The organism is Flavobacterium sp. AJR, from assembly GCF_002156885.1.
In the GTDB taxonomy this organism is placed as follows: Bacteria; Bacteroidota; Bacteroidia; order Flavobacteriales; family Flavobacteriaceae; genus Flavobacterium.
In genome coordinates this window covers 1-17,578 of record NZ_NCWQ01000080.1, presented here as the reverse complement: position 1 = coordinate 17,578, position 17,578 = coordinate 1, and the positions used below count along the sequence as shown (strand labels likewise).

14 protein-coding genes and 1 pseudogene are annotated in these 17,578 nt (G+C 33.2%); 8 read left to right on the top strand and 7 right to left on the bottom strand.

Going from position 1 to position 17,578, the window contains the following annotated elements; genetic code table 11:
- From B8T70_RS18990 to B8T70_RS18985, 3 genes and pseudogenes are all read right to left on the bottom strand, one after another.
- Positions 1-399 (bottom strand): DUF11 domain-containing protein (locus B8T70_RS18990; RefSeq protein ID WP_242667517.1); only part of this gene is annotated, 399 nt, incomplete at its 3' end.
- A 69-nt stretch (positions 400-468) separates the two neighbouring features.
- Positions 469-597 (bottom strand): annotated as a pseudogene (locus B8T70_RS24375) (hypothetical protein); the annotation flags it as partial.
- A 541-nt stretch (positions 598-1,138) separates the two neighbouring features.
- The gene (locus B8T70_RS18985) at positions 1,139-2,674 is read right to left on the bottom strand and encodes a peroxidase, FMP-type (protein WP_086895854.1); all 1,536 of its coding nucleotides are present in this window, start codon (positions 2,672-2,674) and stop codon (positions 1,139-1,141) included.
- Between the two features lie 513 nt (positions 2,675-3,187).
- On the opposite strand from B8T70_RS18985, the gene B8T70_RS18980 reads away from it, so the two are divergent.
- The 8 genes from B8T70_RS18980 to B8T70_RS18945 all read left to right on the top strand — a co-directional run bounded on the left by B8T70_RS18980 (position 3,188) and on the right by B8T70_RS18945 (position 11,509).
- Positions 3,188-3,709: an RNA polymerase sigma factor gene (locus B8T70_RS18980; protein WP_039112058.1), complete on the top strand. Its 522-nt coding sequence runs from the start codon at positions 3,188-3,190 to the stop codon at positions 3,707-3,709.
- A 46-nt stretch (positions 3,710-3,755) separates the two neighbouring features.
- Positions 3,756-3,965, top strand: a complete 210-nt coding sequence (locus tag B8T70_RS18975) for a hypothetical protein (RefSeq protein ID WP_039112057.1) — start codon at positions 3,756-3,758, stop codon at positions 3,963-3,965.
- A 12-nt stretch (positions 3,966-3,977) separates the two neighbouring features.
- Entirely contained in the window at positions 3,978-4,820 is an 843-nt protein-coding gene (locus B8T70_RS18970; protein ID WP_086895852.1) for a FecR family protein, read from the top strand.
- 98 nt (positions 4,821-4,918) lie between these two features.
- A complete protein-coding gene (locus tag B8T70_RS18965) occupies positions 4,919-7,528 on the top strand; it encodes a TonB-dependent receptor (protein ID WP_086895851.1) in 2,610 nt (869 codons plus the stop codon).
- 4 nt (positions 7,529-7,532) lie between these two features.
- A complete protein-coding gene (locus B8T70_RS18960; protein ID WP_086895853.1) occupies positions 7,533-8,372 on the top strand; it encodes a DUF4249 domain-containing protein in 840 nt (279 codons plus the stop codon).
- Positions 8,373-8,593: 221 nt separating this feature from the next.
- A complete protein-coding gene (locus tag B8T70_RS18955; protein WP_086895850.1) occupies positions 8,594-9,427 on the top strand; it encodes an AraC family transcriptional regulator in 834 nt (277 codons plus the stop codon).
- A 94-nt stretch (positions 9,428-9,521) separates the two neighbouring features.
- Positions 9,522-10,700, top strand: coding sequence for an MFS transporter (locus tag B8T70_RS18950; RefSeq protein ID WP_086895849.1), 1,179 nt, complete (start codon positions 9,522-9,524; stop codon positions 10,698-10,700).
- A gap of 8 nt (positions 10,701-10,708) precedes the next feature.
- Positions 10,709-11,509, top strand: coding sequence for a siderophore-interacting protein (locus tag B8T70_RS18945; RefSeq protein ID WP_086895848.1), 801 nt, complete (start codon positions 10,709-10,711; stop codon positions 11,507-11,509).
- 128 nt (positions 11,510-11,637) lie between these two features.
- Here B8T70_RS18945 and pgl read toward each other — a convergent pair whose 3' ends face one another.
- The 4 genes from pgl to B8T70_RS18925 all read right to left on the bottom strand — a co-directional run bounded on the left by pgl (position 11,638) and on the right by B8T70_RS18925 (position 17,275).
- A complete protein-coding gene (gene pgl / locus B8T70_RS18940; RefSeq protein WP_086895847.1) occupies positions 11,638-12,354 on the bottom strand; it encodes a 6-phosphogluconolactonase in 717 nt (238 codons plus the stop codon).
- On the bottom strand, positions 12,338-13,873 hold the full coding sequence (gene zwf / locus B8T70_RS18935; RefSeq protein WP_039117361.1) for a glucose-6-phosphate dehydrogenase: 1,536 nt from the start codon (positions 13,871-13,873) through the stop codon (positions 12,338-12,340). The genes pgl and zwf overlap by 17 nt, the downstream gene beginning before the upstream one ends.
- 28 nt (positions 13,874-13,901) lie before the next feature.
- Positions 13,902-15,311 carry an NADP-dependent phosphogluconate dehydrogenase gene (gndA, locus tag B8T70_RS18930; protein ID WP_086895846.1) on the bottom strand — a complete coding sequence of 470 codons (1,410 nt, stop codon included), beginning with the start codon at positions 15,309-15,311 and terminating at the stop codon, positions 13,902-13,904.
- A gap of 356 nt (positions 15,312-15,667) precedes the next feature.
- The gene (locus tag B8T70_RS18925; RefSeq protein WP_086895845.1) at positions 15,668-17,275 is read right to left on the bottom strand and encodes a class I SAM-dependent methyltransferase; all 1,608 of its coding nucleotides are present in this window, start codon (positions 17,273-17,275) and stop codon (positions 15,668-15,670) included.
- Positions 17,276-17,578 lie beyond the last annotated feature (303 nt).

The following is a 17,578-nucleotide window of genomic DNA, read 5'->3' as shown; positions in this document are numbered from 1 at the left end:
TTTAGTTAATGATAAATCCGAAGCTTGATTCGTTGGAATTATCGTTGCCGTTGCATAATCATCTTCTGTAGTAACTCCGTTATTTGGGGTAGAATCAGGATCAGGAAGACCTGCTGCAGTTACCTCAGCAATATTTAAATAATCGCCTGTTGTATTTACAGTTCCTGTTAATTGCAGTGTTTCAGATTTTCCATTAATTAAATTACCAACTGTCCATAAACCTGTTGTTGAATTATAAGTTCCTGTAGAAACTGTAAAACTGTTATAAGTATATCCTGAAGGTAATAAATCGGTTACCTGAACCCCAGTATTATCTTGCGGACCATTATTGGTCACTACAACACTAAATGTTACTTGTGAGCCAACTAATGGCGTTGGATTATTAACTGATTTAGTCAATGATAAATCTGAAGCTTGATTAGTTGGTGTAATCGTTGCTGTTGCATAATCGTCTTCTGTTGCATTTCCATTATTAGGAGTAGAATTTGGGTCAGGAAGACCAGCCGCAGTTACCTCAGCAATATTCAGATAATTACCTGTTACATTTACAGTTCCTGTAATCTGTAAGGTTTCAGATTTTCCGTTAATTAAATTACCAACTGTCCATAAGACCTCGTAGTAAAAGAAACAATTACAAGTGAAATAAAAATTAGTTTCCTGAAAAAAAACTTAAATAGTATAGATTGTTCCATAGACATTCTGGATTGAAAGGTGGACATGAACAATTTATTAAACCACGGTAACTTAAAATTTTAATACTGCTAAAATTTCAAAAAAAGGGGGTAAAAGAATATGTGGTCTCTCAAAATTAATTAAATATAACTTTGAGATATTTATTTATATGTTTCATATTATAACATGAAACATGAATAATACCATTGCTTAAATGTTATTATTTATATAATACAGAAAAAATGAGTCAGAATGCCAGACTGGGTTAGCCTTTTTTTGAAAATTTATACTCAAAGTACTATTTCGATTATTTTATTGAAGAGAAAAACAAAAAAATCAATTTAGAGAAAATGATTGCTGTAAAATGGAAATAAAGCATAAAAAAAGCCCAAATTGGAGGGATTTGGGCTTTTAAACTAACACCAAAACACTTTAGTATAAAGGTGTAGTCGATTTTTTTTAAATTTTATTCTTTTTTATAAGGACATTCCGAAGCTGCCCCAGAAGATTTAATTTTATTAGAGTTAAATTGCTCCTCGATTAAACGTCTTTGATCATCAGAAACATCTTCTATTTTGCGAAGCGTATTTACTTGTATATGTGGCCAGCTGGTAGTACCACCGTCATCTCCAAAATGAAATTCAAATAATATAACTTGTTCGTATTGCAACTGAAGAATTTCTTTTCCGTCTTCTACAACCGTTTCTACCCACATTTGCATATTCATTTCGACAGTAGGCGCAAAACGATTCACAAACGGAACATTTAATATCCCACCCTGAGCACCCGTTTTATTTTTGGATGACATCTGGATGTGTACATGATTTATTATATCTTCTCCTTTGTTGGAATCACGAAGACGTAAATCAGGTCTTACTGAATAAGGATATAAATGATGTGCAAGTATTCGTTGTGTGTATATTTTATTCTCTCTGGGGTCATTATCCGCGTTAAGTTCCTCAAATACCCAAGCAGGAGGAGCTGCATCAAGATTTATAGGCTCTTTTTTAGCATCAGCTCCACCCATAGTTTTCGAGATAGAAAGATGATCAAAGTCCCAAGCATCAAAACCTTCTGGAAATTTTGGAGCACCAGTATTTAGACCGCTAGGTCCAGTTTGAACCAAATCCCCCAATAAAGTTATCGTACTACCATGCGGAATCACTCCGCTACGAGAAATAGAATAATCAGGTATAAAATAAGGGCCTCTTTGGCCATCTCCCGGTTTAAGTTCTTTCGCTGGGATAATTTCAGAATATTCTCGTCCGTTTAAATTCTCCTGAGTTACATATTCTTTACTACCTAAAGGCAAATAAAGAGTTTCATCTTTGTATCCGCTTTTATATAAATCTTTATGCTTGTCATCTGGATCTATAGGGTGCAAACCACGATCCTCTTTAATAGATTTTTCGGTAGCCGCATAATTAAATATATCACTAAGCCATAAATACATACCATTCTCCTCATGAATTGGAGTGTATTTCAGCTTGGTATCGTTTGGTACTTTATTTACACTTTTAATACTTTGTTCGTATTTAACAGCGCCACAAAATTGTTCATTTACGCCACCGCGATTACGAACTCCACCATCTATTAAATCAAATGTTAGTTTTTCTATATATTCCTCACATTCAAAACTATATTTCCCGGGAATACTACCTAAATTTGTACCTGGTGAAGGCATAATAGTAGTATGGATTCCAGTTCCAATTAATTTTTTCTTACTTGAGTCATTATTGCTATTATAGCTTACCCAGGTACCTTCTAATACTTTTAAAACACCATATTTTACATCATCTACTATATTCTGTAAATTACTTTCATGAAAAGCTCTGATTGGATCGTTAATTTGAACTTTTTCATATCCAAACATCAAATCATACAAAATGTCTTTCTTATTCTTTTCAGCAGATTTTAATAATGCGTCGTTTCCTTCTTCTGTCAAATATGAAGATGCCTGGAACAAATCATTACCTTCTTCGGGGGCTTTACGTTTAAACATAATATTATTGTTTTTTAAAGTTAATAGACTATTTATTAAAAAGTTACCCATGCATTATAGTACGCATCTAAAGACATCTTCATTAAACAAGCCTCAATAATGCTTTAACTTTTTTCGAAAATTATATTCTACAATGATAGAATTAAATTTCAAAAACCAACTAGGTATTTTTACTCGTTTTTCAATAAATACTCAACATTCACACAGATATAGAAAAAAACAGAATTACTAATAAATGAAATATGCCGATAGAGAAAGAGGCCTATTATTTAGTTATTAAATGCAAAATTTAGTCATGCCATTTATTTATATTTGAAGTGATAATGCAGTAGCAGAAACTGGGATATAATTTTTTTTTAAACTATTTTTTTCCTGTTAAAAAATTTTAGAATAAAATTTCTGTTCTTTGTACCTAAAGGTTTATTAAAAAAATAAGCCTGTCAGACTTAGTTATAACTGTAATGTGCCATATTATTTTGGCGATTAGGTTAAGACTATGATCATATTTACGTTATGGACAACAGAAAGTTTATATTAAGTTTAAAAAAGGGGAATGAAGCATCTTTCAAGGAGGCTTATCTTAATTACTATGATAAACTGATAAACATAGCCAGACGATTTAATTTTACAGTACTTACTCCACAAGACTTTGTTCAGGAAACTTTTTTAAGATTATATAATAAAAGAGAATTGCTTAATGAAGATGTTCTATTTGATAAACAACTGTTTACAATATGCAAGAACATCATTATTAATCATGTTAACCGAGAAAATAAAATAATTCAACTTGATACTTTACCATTACAAGTTGAAGAAGAGGATACAGAAACAATAATTTTTGAAGAAAGAAAAGAAAAACTTTATAATTTCATAAATCTTCTTCCCGAGCAACAACAAAAAATATACACTTTACACAAACTGGAAAACCTTAGTTATAAGGAGATTGCAGAAATGACGGATCTTTCTGAAAAGACCATTGCCAATCATATTTATCTTGCCAGTAAATTTATTCGAAAAAAAATAGAAGAGCATTAGGAACTTTTATGTTCTCGTTTGTTATAGATATAAACGGAAACATAAAATGCGTACTGAATCTTATAAAACAGATGTTAAAACCAAGGAAGAAGCAAGCTTTATTGTAGTCCTCCTGCAGTTTATCATTTCTGATTGTATAATGAATTTTGATTTGGATAATAGTGACCATATTCTAAAAATCGAAACCAACAGAGATATTAAAGAAATGGTTTATGGTGTTTTTAATAAACAAGGATTTTATTGTCAAAAACTTTAACGCACAAAAGATATGGACGAAAAGAAATTAGAAGAGGAATTAAAAAAATTATGGGACGAAACTCCCATTGCACATTCCGATACTGAAAAAGAGAATTCTTGGGAAGAATTTCAATTAAAGGCATTCCCATCCCAAAAACAAAAAAATAAACCATGGCGCTATTATGCAGCAGCGGCAGTTTTAATTTTTGCTCTTATAGGGACTGGATTATACTTTACTAATGATCCGATAAGTAATAATATTGAAATTGTAGAAAATACAATTGAAAATACTACTTCTATAATCAAAATTATTGACTTACCAGATAGTACAAAAGTAGAATTGAGTCCGAATTCTAAAATCATGTATGCCAGTAATTTTGCTATCAATAGAAAAGTAGAAATAAATGGAGAAGCTTATTTTAAAGTTAAAAAAGATAAAAACCATCCTTTTCAGGTGTTTTGTAACGAAACTACAACTACAGTATTAGGTACCGTTTTTACAGTTAAAGGATATCCTAAAAAAGAAGTAGCAGTAGAACTTTATGAAGGAAGTGTTGAGATGAGTGTGAAAAACCAAGATAAAAAATGGATACTGAAACCTGGAGATAAATTTATCTATGGGAACGAAACAGCTTCAGTAACAGAATTTAATAGGTTTACGGATTTCGAGAATGAAAAACTCAGTGTTGTAAGCACTTATATCGAGTCTAATTATGGTTACAAAGTGACTATTCCGAAAGAATATTATGACCAACGAATTACTGTGCGAATAAATAAAAAGGAAGATTTAAAAACAATTGTTCTATTAATATCAGAAATGTATAACCTAAACTATGAAGTAAATGAAAAATTAAAACAGATTACTTTTCAATAGAAAAGAAAAGGATGCACTAGCCGCGAAACTAAACATCCTTCCTTAGTCAAGATAGTATAAAACTATCCATTTAATAATATTCAAAAATACAAAAATTCATGAAGCATATAATTTCAACATGCTTTTTTTTATTCAGTTGGACTATGTTCTCTCAAAACATAACCGTAACTGTAGATCAAACTGTAACATTAAAAGAGTTTTTTAAGCAAATTGAGAGTCAGACAGATTATAAATTTGCCTTTACAGATCAGATTAATATGAGCCAAAAATATTTTACCCAAAAAAAGGCTTATACTAATATCGAAATAAAACAACTTATAAATGAGCTTAATAAAAGTGGTTCAATCCACTTTTCGATCGTAGGTAATAATATTTTTGTAAAACAAAAAGTTACAAAAGGATCCAAAAAGAATAAACTAACAGGGCAGGTTCTTGATCAAAATAGAGAACCTGTTATTGGGGCAAACGTATTTGTTGAAGAAATAGAAATAGGTGCCACAACCGATAAAAACGGAAAATATTCTTTAGACTTAGATAACGGAATTTATACTATTTTGGTTAGTTACGTGGGGTTTAAGAATAAAAAAAAACAAATTACGGTTTCTCAGGATGTAAAAAATGATTTCAGCATAGAGTCAGACAGTCAAGAGTTGGAGCAGGTAATTATAAGAACCAACAAAGCTGTTGATGTTAGAAACACCCAAATGAGTGTGAATAAGCTTTCGATGGCTGAGATTAAAAGATTACCGACTGCTATGGGCGAACCAGATCCTTTAAAATCATTATTGACATTACCCGGAGTTACAAATGCCGGTGAAGCCTCATCGGGTTTTAATGTTCGTGGAGGTGCTGCCGATCAGAATTTGATTCTTCTAGATGGCGCTCCAGTATATGGTGACTCTCATATGTTTGGGTTTTTCTCTATTTTTAATGCTGATGTTGTTAGCGGATTAGATTTATACAAAGGAGGGATTCCGTCTAAATTTGGAGGACGCGTTTCTTCAGTTCTTGATGTAAGTCAGCAAACAGGAGATCTTAATGAGTATAAAGTAAATGGAGGTATTGGTCTTATATCGAGCCGACTTTTAGTACAAGGTCCTATAAAAAAAGATGTTGGTTCGTTTATTATTGCCGGACGTGCTTCGTATGCGCATTTATTTTTAAAACTCACTGATATTAAGAGTAGTGTCATGTTTTATGATATCAATGCCAAGTTAAATTATCGTTTGGGGGCAAATAATACAATTGCTTTTTCTGGTTATCTGGGAAATGATTTGTTTGATATTAACAATTTTTTCGCCAGTACATACGGTAATACTATGGGAACAGTTAGCTGGAAACATAAATTTTCGGAAAAGTTAAATACCAATCTTTCTGCTTTTTACAGTGATTATAAGTTTAATCTGCAAATACCATTTCAGAAATTTGAATGGGATAGTAAAATAACCAATTACGGGGTAAAATATAACTGGAATCACACCATATCAGAAAATTTTAAACTTAATTACGGTATTGATGCTTTATATTATGATTTTAATCCAGGAACTGTAAAGCCGTTTGGTCTTAATTCGGGATATAATTATAATCAATTAGATAAAAAATATGCTTTAGAAACGTCTGCCTATCTTGATGTAGAACATCAGGTTACAGAAAAGTTGAATCTTCGTTACGGACTTCGTTATAGTTCATTTTATCGTTTAGGTGGCGAAAGTATCAGTACGTATGAAAATGATCAAGCAGTAGTATATAATCCGTTATATCATATTTATGAAGAAGCAACACCAACTGGAAGTAAGTATTACGGAAAAGGACAAACCATTAGCAGTTTTAATAATTTAGAACCACGATTGGCACTATCATACGCTTTTAATGATGAAACTTCTGTAAAGGCAAGCTACAACAGGATGGCGCAATATATTCATATGTTGTCTAATACCCGTGCTCCGTTGCCTATGACTATCTGGACACCAAGCGGACCTTTTACAAAACCACAAATGCTGGATCAATATGCAGTAGGATATTTCAAAAATTTTAAAGAACGGGAGTATTCTTTTGAAGGAGAATTATTTTATAAAAAAATTAAAAACCGTATTGATTATATTGATGGTGCAAATCTATTGGGTAATAATAATATTGAACAGGATATTCTGAATGGAGAAGCCAGATCATACGGTATGGAGTTATTATTCAGAAAAAATACAGGTCGTTTTACGGGATGGGTTTCTTATACTTTGTCTAAAGCTGAACAAAAAACTCCAGGAAGAACACCACAAGAACCTGGTATTGCCAATGGCGAATGGTATTTATCAGGATATGATAAATTGCATAATTTAAATATTACGGCAAATTATGATTTAAGCCCAAAATGGTCTTTTAATGCTAATTTCACCTTGCAATCAGGTCAGCCAGTAACATACCCAAACGGTTATTATGAATTTGGAGGAAGAAATGTGCCTAATTATACGTTGAGAAATGCCAACAGACTTCCTGCATATCACCATTTGGATATTGGTGCAACCTATACTCCAAAACCAGATAAAAAGAAAGGATGGCAAAGCTATTGGGTATTTAGTATTTATAATCTTTATAATAGACAAAATGCTGCATCGATGATGTTTTCACAAAATACTAACTCGGGAACGAATGAGTCCAGACAACTGTCTATTTACGGATTAGTACCTGGTGTTTCTTATAATTTTAAATTTTAATAATATGCTAAGATTAAAAAAATACAACCTTAAAAGCAAAACAGTTACTTTATTTAGTCTTCTTTTTGTTTCACTTTTTTTATCCTGTGACAGGGTTGTTGAACTTGATTTAGAAACTGGTCCTCTCAGAATAGTTATAGATGCTGAGATAGTTTGGGAAAAAGGAACCAGTGGTAACGAACAGACAATAAAAATAAGCCGAATGGCTCCTTATTACAGTGCTGTTGTACCAAAGGTTTCAGGAGCACATGTAAGAGTTGAGAATAGTGAAGGAACTATTTTTACATTCAACGAGTCAGCACCGGGTTTATATACCTGCACTAATTTTGTACCCGTGATTAATATGGAATATAAATTATTTGTAGAGGTTGATGGGCAAAGTTTAACAGCTACTGAAAAATTAATTGCTGTCCCGCCAATTGACAAGATAGATCAGGAATTTATGCCCGATATAACAGGACCTGATCTTATTGTGGTAACATTTTATTACAAAGACCCAGCAGACCAGACCAATTATTATCTTACAGATTACAAAAGTGATATCCTTGCTTTTCCAGAATACACATCAACAAGTGATGAATTTGTTAATGGGAATGTAATAGACGAAAAATTTTCTGACGCAGATCTTAAGCCAGGAAAAGTTCTTGATATAACACATCGTGGGATTTCTAAAAACTTTTATAATTATATGAATTTAATTTTAGAGGTAACAAATTCGAACCCTTTTGGTGCAGCACCAGGTAATATTAGGGGTAATGTTATAAACACAACTGACACTAATAATTTTGCATTGGGTTACTTCAGACTTTGTGAAACAAATCATATTATTTACACTGTAAAATAAGAATTTAATTGAAGGTTGATTTGTAAACACTTCTTGTTTAGGTTTGGATTCCGTAGAGTTATCTCTCTACGGGACTTCAAACTTTTTTATTTTTATAGATTTATGAAAACCTCTTAATTAATTCGGTTAGTATCGAAAACAGTATTATTACTAAGGTATAAAACAAGTAAATTAAATAACTTTGTCTTATTGATACTTTTATAGATGACTAACAGATTATCATGAATAAAAAAATAATTGCACTACATAAAGATGAACTCAAGGACATCAGTTTAGATATTGTATCTATCGAACGTATTGATACTTCTGTACAAGTTGCACATCGTGATGATCATTATATGTTTATCATTCAGCAAAGTGGGAGGTTCTTATTAGAGCTTGATTTTAATGAGGTTCTTATGGAGGGACCATCATTATGTTTTGTTGTTCCTGGTCAGGTTCATAGATATATTGATTGTAAGAACTGTAAGGGATGGCTAGTTTTTATAGACAATGACTTCATTTTAAAACAATATCGAGAAATATTCAATACCTATCTTAATGTGCAGCAAGTAGTATCGGTGCAAACAAATGAACCATCATTTGCTTTACTTCCTTTAATCGAAACTATAAATAAAGATAAATCAATACCACTTCGCAAGACATTGTTAAATTCAGCAGTGGAAACATTAACTGGAATAATAATATCCAAAATCATAGAATCACAAAACAGCAAAATAATAACCAATAGCCAGAAGTATGCTACTATTGCACGTTATAAACAATTAGTAAACACTAAACATAAAGAATTGAAGCAGGTAAAAGCGTTTGCTTCATTATTAAACATTAGTCCGCTTTACTTAAACCAAGTTTCAAAAGAAGTCACTGGTTTTCCTGCAAGTCACTGGATTAATCAGGAAACGTTACTAGAGGCTAAACGACTGTTACACTTTACATCTTTGGATATAAAAGAGATTGCTTTTGAGTTGGGTTATGAAGATCATACTTATTTTTCCCGCTTTTTTAAAAAAAATATAGGAATAACGGCCTCTGATTTTAGAAAAGAAAAAACATGATTTGTCCAATGATCACTATGGAATGAACTATATTTCTGGTTAGGACTCTTTCTAATTTTGCACTTATAATATTAAGACATAAAAAATTAGAAAGATGGACATCATCATTGAAAACAATGCAGATAAAAAATTTGCACAAATTATTACTCCGATAATTATATCGGTTTTTGGGGTTTACCTTACCATAGGAATGACTTTAGGAGTGCTTCCTGGTTTTATCCAAAATGATTTAGGATTCGGTAGCCTAATCGTAGGTATTGTTATAGGACTACAATCATTGGCTACACTACTAACAAGAGCCTATTCGGGAAAAATGACCGATACACAGGGAGCAAGAAAAAGCAATCATAGAGGCATAATTCTAGTTATTTTTTCAGGAATTATTTATACAACAGCTATATTCTTGAATTATAATGCCTCGCTTAGTCTGGGATTAATTTTATTTGCCAGAATAGTACACGGAATATCCGAAAGTTTATGTGTTACTGGCGCATTAACATGGGGGATAGGCTTGGTTGGCGGAGCCAAGTCAGGCAGAGTAATGACCTGGAACGGTATTGCAATGTACGCAGGTATCGCAATTGGAGCCCCAGCTGCAATATGGATTAAAAATTCTTTGGGTAGCGAATATGTATTTATTTTAATTATAGCTATTTCAATTTTCAGTTGGATTTCTACAATGAAGCTTCCGTCATTGCCTGTAGATTTATCACACATAAGACCTCCATTTTATAAAGTAGTAGGACTTATTGCAAGTCAGGGCTTAGGACTTGCTTTTTCATCCATTGGTTTTGCTTGTCTTTCTTCATTTATAGCATTACTGTTTAAAGAACAAAACTGGGGAGATCCTTCACTAGCTTTTATGGCTTTCGGTGGGTGTTATGTTCTTACCCGAATTTTATTCTCATCCTATTCTGATAGGTTTGGAGGATATAAGGTAGCACTCGTTTCCTTAGTTGTTGAAATTTCTGGGCAGCTGTTAATCGGATTTTCTACATCAAAAACAATGGCTATAATAGGCTGTAGTCTGACTGGAATTGGTTTTTCATTAATATTCCCCGCTCTAGGTGTATTAGCAATAAAAAAGATAAGCCCCCAAATGAGAGGTACTGCCTTAGGAGCTTACGCAGCTTTCTTTGATTTATCACTAGCATTAGCTGCGCCTATAGCAGGAATCATTGCGGGCTGGTATGATTATCAATCGGTTTATTTCTTTGGCGCAATTAGCTGTTTAATAGCCGTTTTAATATTACTTTTTAATAATAAGAAATAATTTAACTCATGGAAACAATCAAAAAAAAGGGAGTAAGATCTGTTTTTACTGTCAAAGAAAAAATGTTCCTTACGCCACACTATATCCGAATTGTATTCGCTATGTCAGATCAACAGACAGAATTGTTTAAAAATGTCATGATTGGTGATCATAACAAGATATTCTTACCTGTAAATGGAACAAACGATATTGTATTTCCAGATGAACATACGACTAATAAAGAGTCTTTATCTCCTGTAAGAACCTATACCACCCAATATATAAATTACAAAGAAAAAGAATTGTTTGTAGATTTTGTAGCACATGGAGATAATGGTCCTGCTTCTGGCTGGGCAATTAAGGCGAAAGCTGGAGACAGTTTGGGTATTGCAATGAAGGAATCTAGTAGACCAATATTGCGGGATGCTGATAAATATTTATTAATTGGAGACAGTACAGCTATTCCCGTTATAGGAGCCATGCTAGAACAACTGCCCGAAGGAGTCGAAGCCGATGTAATACTTGAAGTCTTTGGGGCTGAGGATGAAATGTTTTTGTCTTCCAAAGCAAATTTATCGATAGAATGGGTGCATAATCCATACCCAGAAAAAGGTAGTAATCTTGCAGAAATTGTACGTAAAAGAATTCTGCCTACGGGAAATAGATTTGTTTTTGCTGCAGCTGAATTTAGTATTATAAAAAACTTACGCAATTATTTTAAGCAGGAACAAAATTGGCTTTCTTCTGAATATTCAGCTATTTCTTATTGGAAAAAAGGAGAATCCGAAGATCAGTCATCCATACAACGCAAAGAGGAGCGACAAAATTAATTGACCTCATCAAAAGTAAATTAATACAAAAAAAAAGAGATAAAGAAGGAAATCTTCTCTATCTCTTTTTATACTTATGCTAATTAGTCTGTAGTATAATTTTAGCAAGAAATGTATAAAACAATTTCTTAATTTGTACCAGCAGCACTTTTATCTACAAGAAATAATAATTCGCCTGAAACAGGTTTAATTAACTGCATTGGGTAAGTCGTAGGATTGTATGTTCCTGTTGTAACTTCTTTTAATGCTGGCGCTTTTTTCTCTCCAAAAGCCACTACTATAATTTTTTCTGCTTTGTTTATTAATGGTGCAGTAAGTGTAATTCTATGCATTTTTTGAGGTTCAAGGTAGTAGGCAGAAACCCATTTATTTTGTTCCTCTAATACTGCTTGTCCAGGAAAAAGTGAAGCTGTATGTCCGTCGTCTCCCATTCCTAATAAAATAAGATCAAACTTTCCTTCATTTCCTAATACTTCTCTAATAGACTCTTCATAAGTAACTGCATAATCTTCTGGTGTTACGCCATCCTTATACATTTCAAATATATTAGCTTTCGGAATAGGGACGTGGCTTAATAATGCTGCATAAGACATTTTTGCATTACTAAGATCATCATTAAGAGGAACCCAACGTTCGTCACCCCAAAATATAAAAACTTTACTCCAGTCTATTTTAGTTTTATAATCATCAGAAGCTAATAATTTGTAAATCCCTGCAGGAGATGAACCTCCGGTAAGTACGACAGTAAATTTGCCTTTTTCTGCAATTGCTTTCTGTGCAGCAGCTACAAATAGATCTGCAGCTACAGTATTAATTTCTTCTGTGTTATTATATATCTGTATCATCTAATACTTCTTCTTTTATTTTATTTTGTGAGTTTTGAATCCAAGCGTGTCCTTGGCGAGCTAATAATTCGTCAGCTTCTTCAGGTCCCCAGCTTCCTGCTTTGTAATTAGGGAAATTGGTTGGCGCTATAGTTTTCCATACTTGCTGTATAGTATCAATAGCATCCCAAGCTTGTTCTACCTGATCCCAACGCATAAATAGGGTAGGATCTCCAGCCAGAGCATCGGCAATTAAGGTTTCGTAAGCTTCTGGCGACATTGTAGAGCAGGAGAAATAATCAAATATCATTTCTGCTGGTTCTAATGAAAGTGACAGTCCAGGTTTTTTGGTCATAAACTGCAACTTGATATCCATTGCAGGCTGAATATTAATAATAAGCCTGTTTGGTGTCATTCCTTCTTTTCCGTAAGAAAATGAAGAATGCGGAACTGGTTTAAACTGTATTATAATAGAAGACTGTTTTTCTTCCATTCTTTTTCCTGTGCGCAAATAAAACGGAATTCCCTGCCATCTCCAGTTGTCCAGATAAATTTTCATCGCTACATAGGTTTCCGTATTAGAATCTGGAGCAATTCCTTTATCCTGACGGTATCCCGGAACAGGATTTCCTTTTATAAAACCAGCATCATATTGACCTCTTACAATATAATGATCAACCTCATCAGGTTTAATGCGTCGAATAGATTTTAAGACATCTGCTTTGCGGTTACGGATATCGTCTGCTTCTAATGATGCTGGAGCTTCCATAGCTGTCATACATAGAATCTGAAGCAGATGGTTCTGAATCATATCTTTTAAAGCACCGACTCCTTCATAGAATCCGCCGCGTTCTTCAACGCCAACTTCTTCAGCTACTGTAATTTGAACAAAATCGATAAAATTACGGCTCCATAAAGGTTCAAACATCGAATTTCCAAAACGGAAGGCAAGTATGTTTTGAACGGTTTCTTTACCTAAATAATGATCAATTCTGTAAATCTGTTCTTCCTTAAAAGTGTGCGAAAGCATTTCATTAAGCTCAATCGCTGAAGTTTTATCGTAACCAAAAGGTTTTTCAATAATGATACGATCCTGCTTAGCATTAGCCGCAAGGCCAATTTTTTTAATATTACTAGATATTGTAGTGATAAAAGAAGGAGTAATAGAAAGGTAAAAAAGACGATTAGCGCGTTCTTCAAATGCCTGATCAATACTATTTATTCTCTCATTTAATCTTTGATACGATTCTTCTTTGTCAATATCAAAACTTTGGTAGATTATATGCGAAAGAAATTCTTGAGTTTCTAAATCAGAAAGTCCTTTCTTTCTTGAAAAAGTATTTAGATTTTCTAAGACATAGCTGCGAAAGTCTTCATTGCTTTTTTCTGCTCTTCCCAGAGCGATAATCTGAAACTTATCAGACATACGACCGTCTAGGTAGAGATTTTGAAATGCGGGAAAGAGTTTTCTCTTTGCCAAATCACCCGTTCCTCCAAAAATAACAATGATTGTTGGATTTATATTTTTGAACTTATTCATTTTAGTGTGTTGTGTTGCTTAAAGTTCTTTATTCAGACCATTGTGTATGGAAAACTCCTGTCGTATCAATACGCTCGTAGGTATGTGCTCCAAAATAATCACGTTGTGCCTGAATTAAATTTGTTGGAAGATTTTCTGATCTGTAGGCATCAAAATAAGCTAATGAATTCATTAGTCCAGCTACAGGCAATCCTTTTTGAACAGCAAATTGTACAACTGCTCTCATCCCAGATTGGTTTTCTGTTAGTTTTGAAGCGATTCCAGAATCTAAAAGTAAGTTTGGTAAATCATTCTTAGTTGCAAATGCTTTTCTAAAATCTTCCAGAGCATTAGCACGAATAATACAGCCACCTCGCCATATCTTAGCAACAGTTTCGAGATTTAATCCGTAATTGTATTCTTTAGATGCAGTATGAAGTTGTGCTAATCCTTGTGCATAAGTAACTACAATAGAAAAGTATAAAGCTGATTTTAATGCCGCAATTGCTTCACTTGTATTTACATCTGTTTCGGCAGCGTTCCAAGCTAGTTTAGTAGCAGCTTCAATTCTTTCCGGTTTAGTTTTAGACATATCGCGCATAAAAACTGCTGCATCTATAGTAGGAACTGGTACTTGTAAATCCATTGCGTTTTGCGAAGTCCATTTTCCTGTTCCTTTAGATTTTGCCCAATCAGAAATTTTATTAATCAGCTTGCTTCCGTCAGTATCTTTTTCTTTCAGTATGTTTCCTGTAATTTCGATCAAGTACGATTTAAGATCGTTTGTTTGGTTCCATTCTTCAAAAGTTTTCTGAATCGTATCTTCATCCAGATTATAACCTCTTTTCATTAGGTCATAAATTTCAGAAATCAACTGCATAATTCCGTATTCGATTCCGTTATGAACCATTTTTACATAGTTACCCGCAGATCCGTTTCCTAAATATTCTACGCAAGGTTCTCCGTCTACTTTTGCTGCAATAGCTTCAAAAATTGGGCGAAGTCTCTCGTATGCTTTCTGATCTCCTCCAGGCATCATAGCCGGACCAAATCTTGCGCCTTTTTCTCCACCAGAAATTCCCATTCCAAAGAAGTGAATTCCCTTAGCAGATAATTCTAAAAATCTTCTGTCTGTATCGGTAAAATAAGTGTTACCCCCATCAATTATAATATCTCCTTGGTCTAAATGAGGTAATAAGCTTGCTATTGCGCTATCAACAGGTTTTCCTGCAGGAACCAATAACATAATAGCTCTAGGTTTTTGTATAAGCTCTACAAAATGCTTAACATCTGTAGTAGCTTCAATTGTATGGTCAGAATCTGCTTCTTGTTGAAGTGAATTAACTTTTTCAGTATCTAAATCTAAACCTGCTGCCGCAAAGTTATGGCTCGCAATATTCAAAAGTAAATTACGTCCCATTACACCGAGTCCTACGATTCCAAAATCAAATTTATTCATAGTTTTCAATTAACTAAAATTATTATAAAAATGCTTTTCCAAAAAAATGTAAGAAAAAAAACAGTAACGCTTTTTCATTCAGTTCTTTGCGAAAAACAAAGTTTGTTTTAATCTTATATTTTAAGATTTACAGCGCTAAGTTAGAGAAAAATGATGAAACACTATATTATTTACTATCCTCTTTAAGCCTTTATTATGTTACTTTTTATGTGATTAAATAAATTTTATTGTCGAAAGTCTTTAGCAAATACAAAAAAGCTCCATTAGAAATAATGGAGCTTTTTATGTTTAATATTTAATACATATGTTTTTTCTTTCAGACAAGGATTGTAAATTTATGTAACTGAGATTATAGATTACTTTCCTTTTAATAAATTGATACTTACTGTAGCTATATCAGCATCTGGAAATCGTTTAAAAATTGATTTATCTGGGAATAATCCCGCTTCGGCAGCAACATTATTAAAAACATCTATCTCAACAATATATTGGTCAGAAAAACCATGAGTGGCATCGTACGCTGTTGCAGGAGTTTTACCTAAATTACTGGCAGCAAGTTTTGGATTTATGGTATGTAATTCGATAAGAAGCAATCCAAATTTACGCACATACGGCGACCATTTTTGTAAATGTTCCAGAAGATTATCTTCTACAAGGTTATTACTGACTCTTTTTCCTCTATAGGCAAATGCACCTGTAGATTCACTAATCCTGTCTTTGCGAATGTGTTCCGGATCTTTCCAAATTCGATTGTGATCCAGAAAAGTCCTTACGTTAAGTAAATCTTTCAGATCAATATTGTAATTTTCTCTTAAATCATCCGAGAGCATATCCGGACGACCAATGTCTCCCCAAATTACCTTTGCCCAAATATCTGCTTTTATAAGATTGGCTCTGGTTACTTTCAGCGCAGCCTGATTATAATCTGCCCCAACGAGAAATAAAGGATATTCATCGAGCATTTTACCTCGCAAGGTTTGCCTGTCGATTACTTCAAAAATATGTTGCAGAAAAGCACCATTACCACAACCCATATCCAGGATTCCTTTTGGTTGTTCTTTAATTGGCAAATTGAAAAGTTTAACGATAATTTCATCTACGACTTTAAAGTAAGTGTCGTGAGCACCACCGCTGCCCCAAACATTCATTTCGCGATCAACGTGAATTTCATTTTCGCCGTCAGCGATCATTCTTAACGCGGCTGGGTCGCCAAAAATTAACTCTTCAATTTTTGCAAATGTTGGCAAGTAAGAAACTGTAACACCGTAGGCACTGGCTCTTTTTGCAAAAAACAAACCGTCTTCGGTAAATTGATAATTGCCATTTTTTTCCAGAAACCATCCAAGATGCACAAAAAAGTCTAATATTTTTTTGAAATTTTCAGGAGATTTATGAAATTCTTCTGGCTTGAAAGAAGTCTCCATAAAATATTTATGAAACATTCCTTTCATTGCCAAACGCACTATTGTAGGCCCAATTAAGTAACCTTCTATATGTTTTAAAATCTGATCCTGAATACTATTAATCAGAGCATCACTAGAAGGTTCAATTCCGTAGTTTTTTTTATATTTTTCAAAAATAGCATTGAGTTTTTCAAACGGCACATCTTCAAATAGGCGAGGGTGGAACTGGATAGAAAACTGAAGTAAATCAACAACATCTTCATAAAGATGAAACATCGAAAAAGCTATTGCTGTCTTTTCATTTACCGAAATTTTAATTTCCTGTTTTTGGTTATCGACTTCATAATCTAAGAAACCTTGAGAAGCCAAAATCCTTAAGCCTACATTTAGATAACCTTCATTTGCTTTAAAAGTGATTGCAAGTTCAGTTAGTTGTACTTGCTTTTTGTTCAGGATAAACTCTAAAACATCTTTATTTCTTAATGCGATCGCCACTGGTGCAACTGCTAAGCCGTCTAGATGTCTGAAAATGGAACCTCGGAGTAGTGATTTATCGGTCATAGTAAAAGGTTGATGGTTTGATAAAAATAGTCATTTTTTTTAACAGAGAACATATCTGTTTTAGCAAATCATACTAGCATGGTATATCACGTTTGATTCAGTAAAAACACGACTTGTTTTTGATAATAACACGGTTTGGAAACAGCAAAGATCTCTTATTATTGCTATCCGTTTAGAAAAAATCTTACACAACAGAAAAGTATCTATTAATATTAACTGTTTTATTTTTAGATATTTAAAAACTCCCCAATATTTTAATTAACATTTTTTTACAAAAAAAACAGTTAAAATTTTGGGACTAAT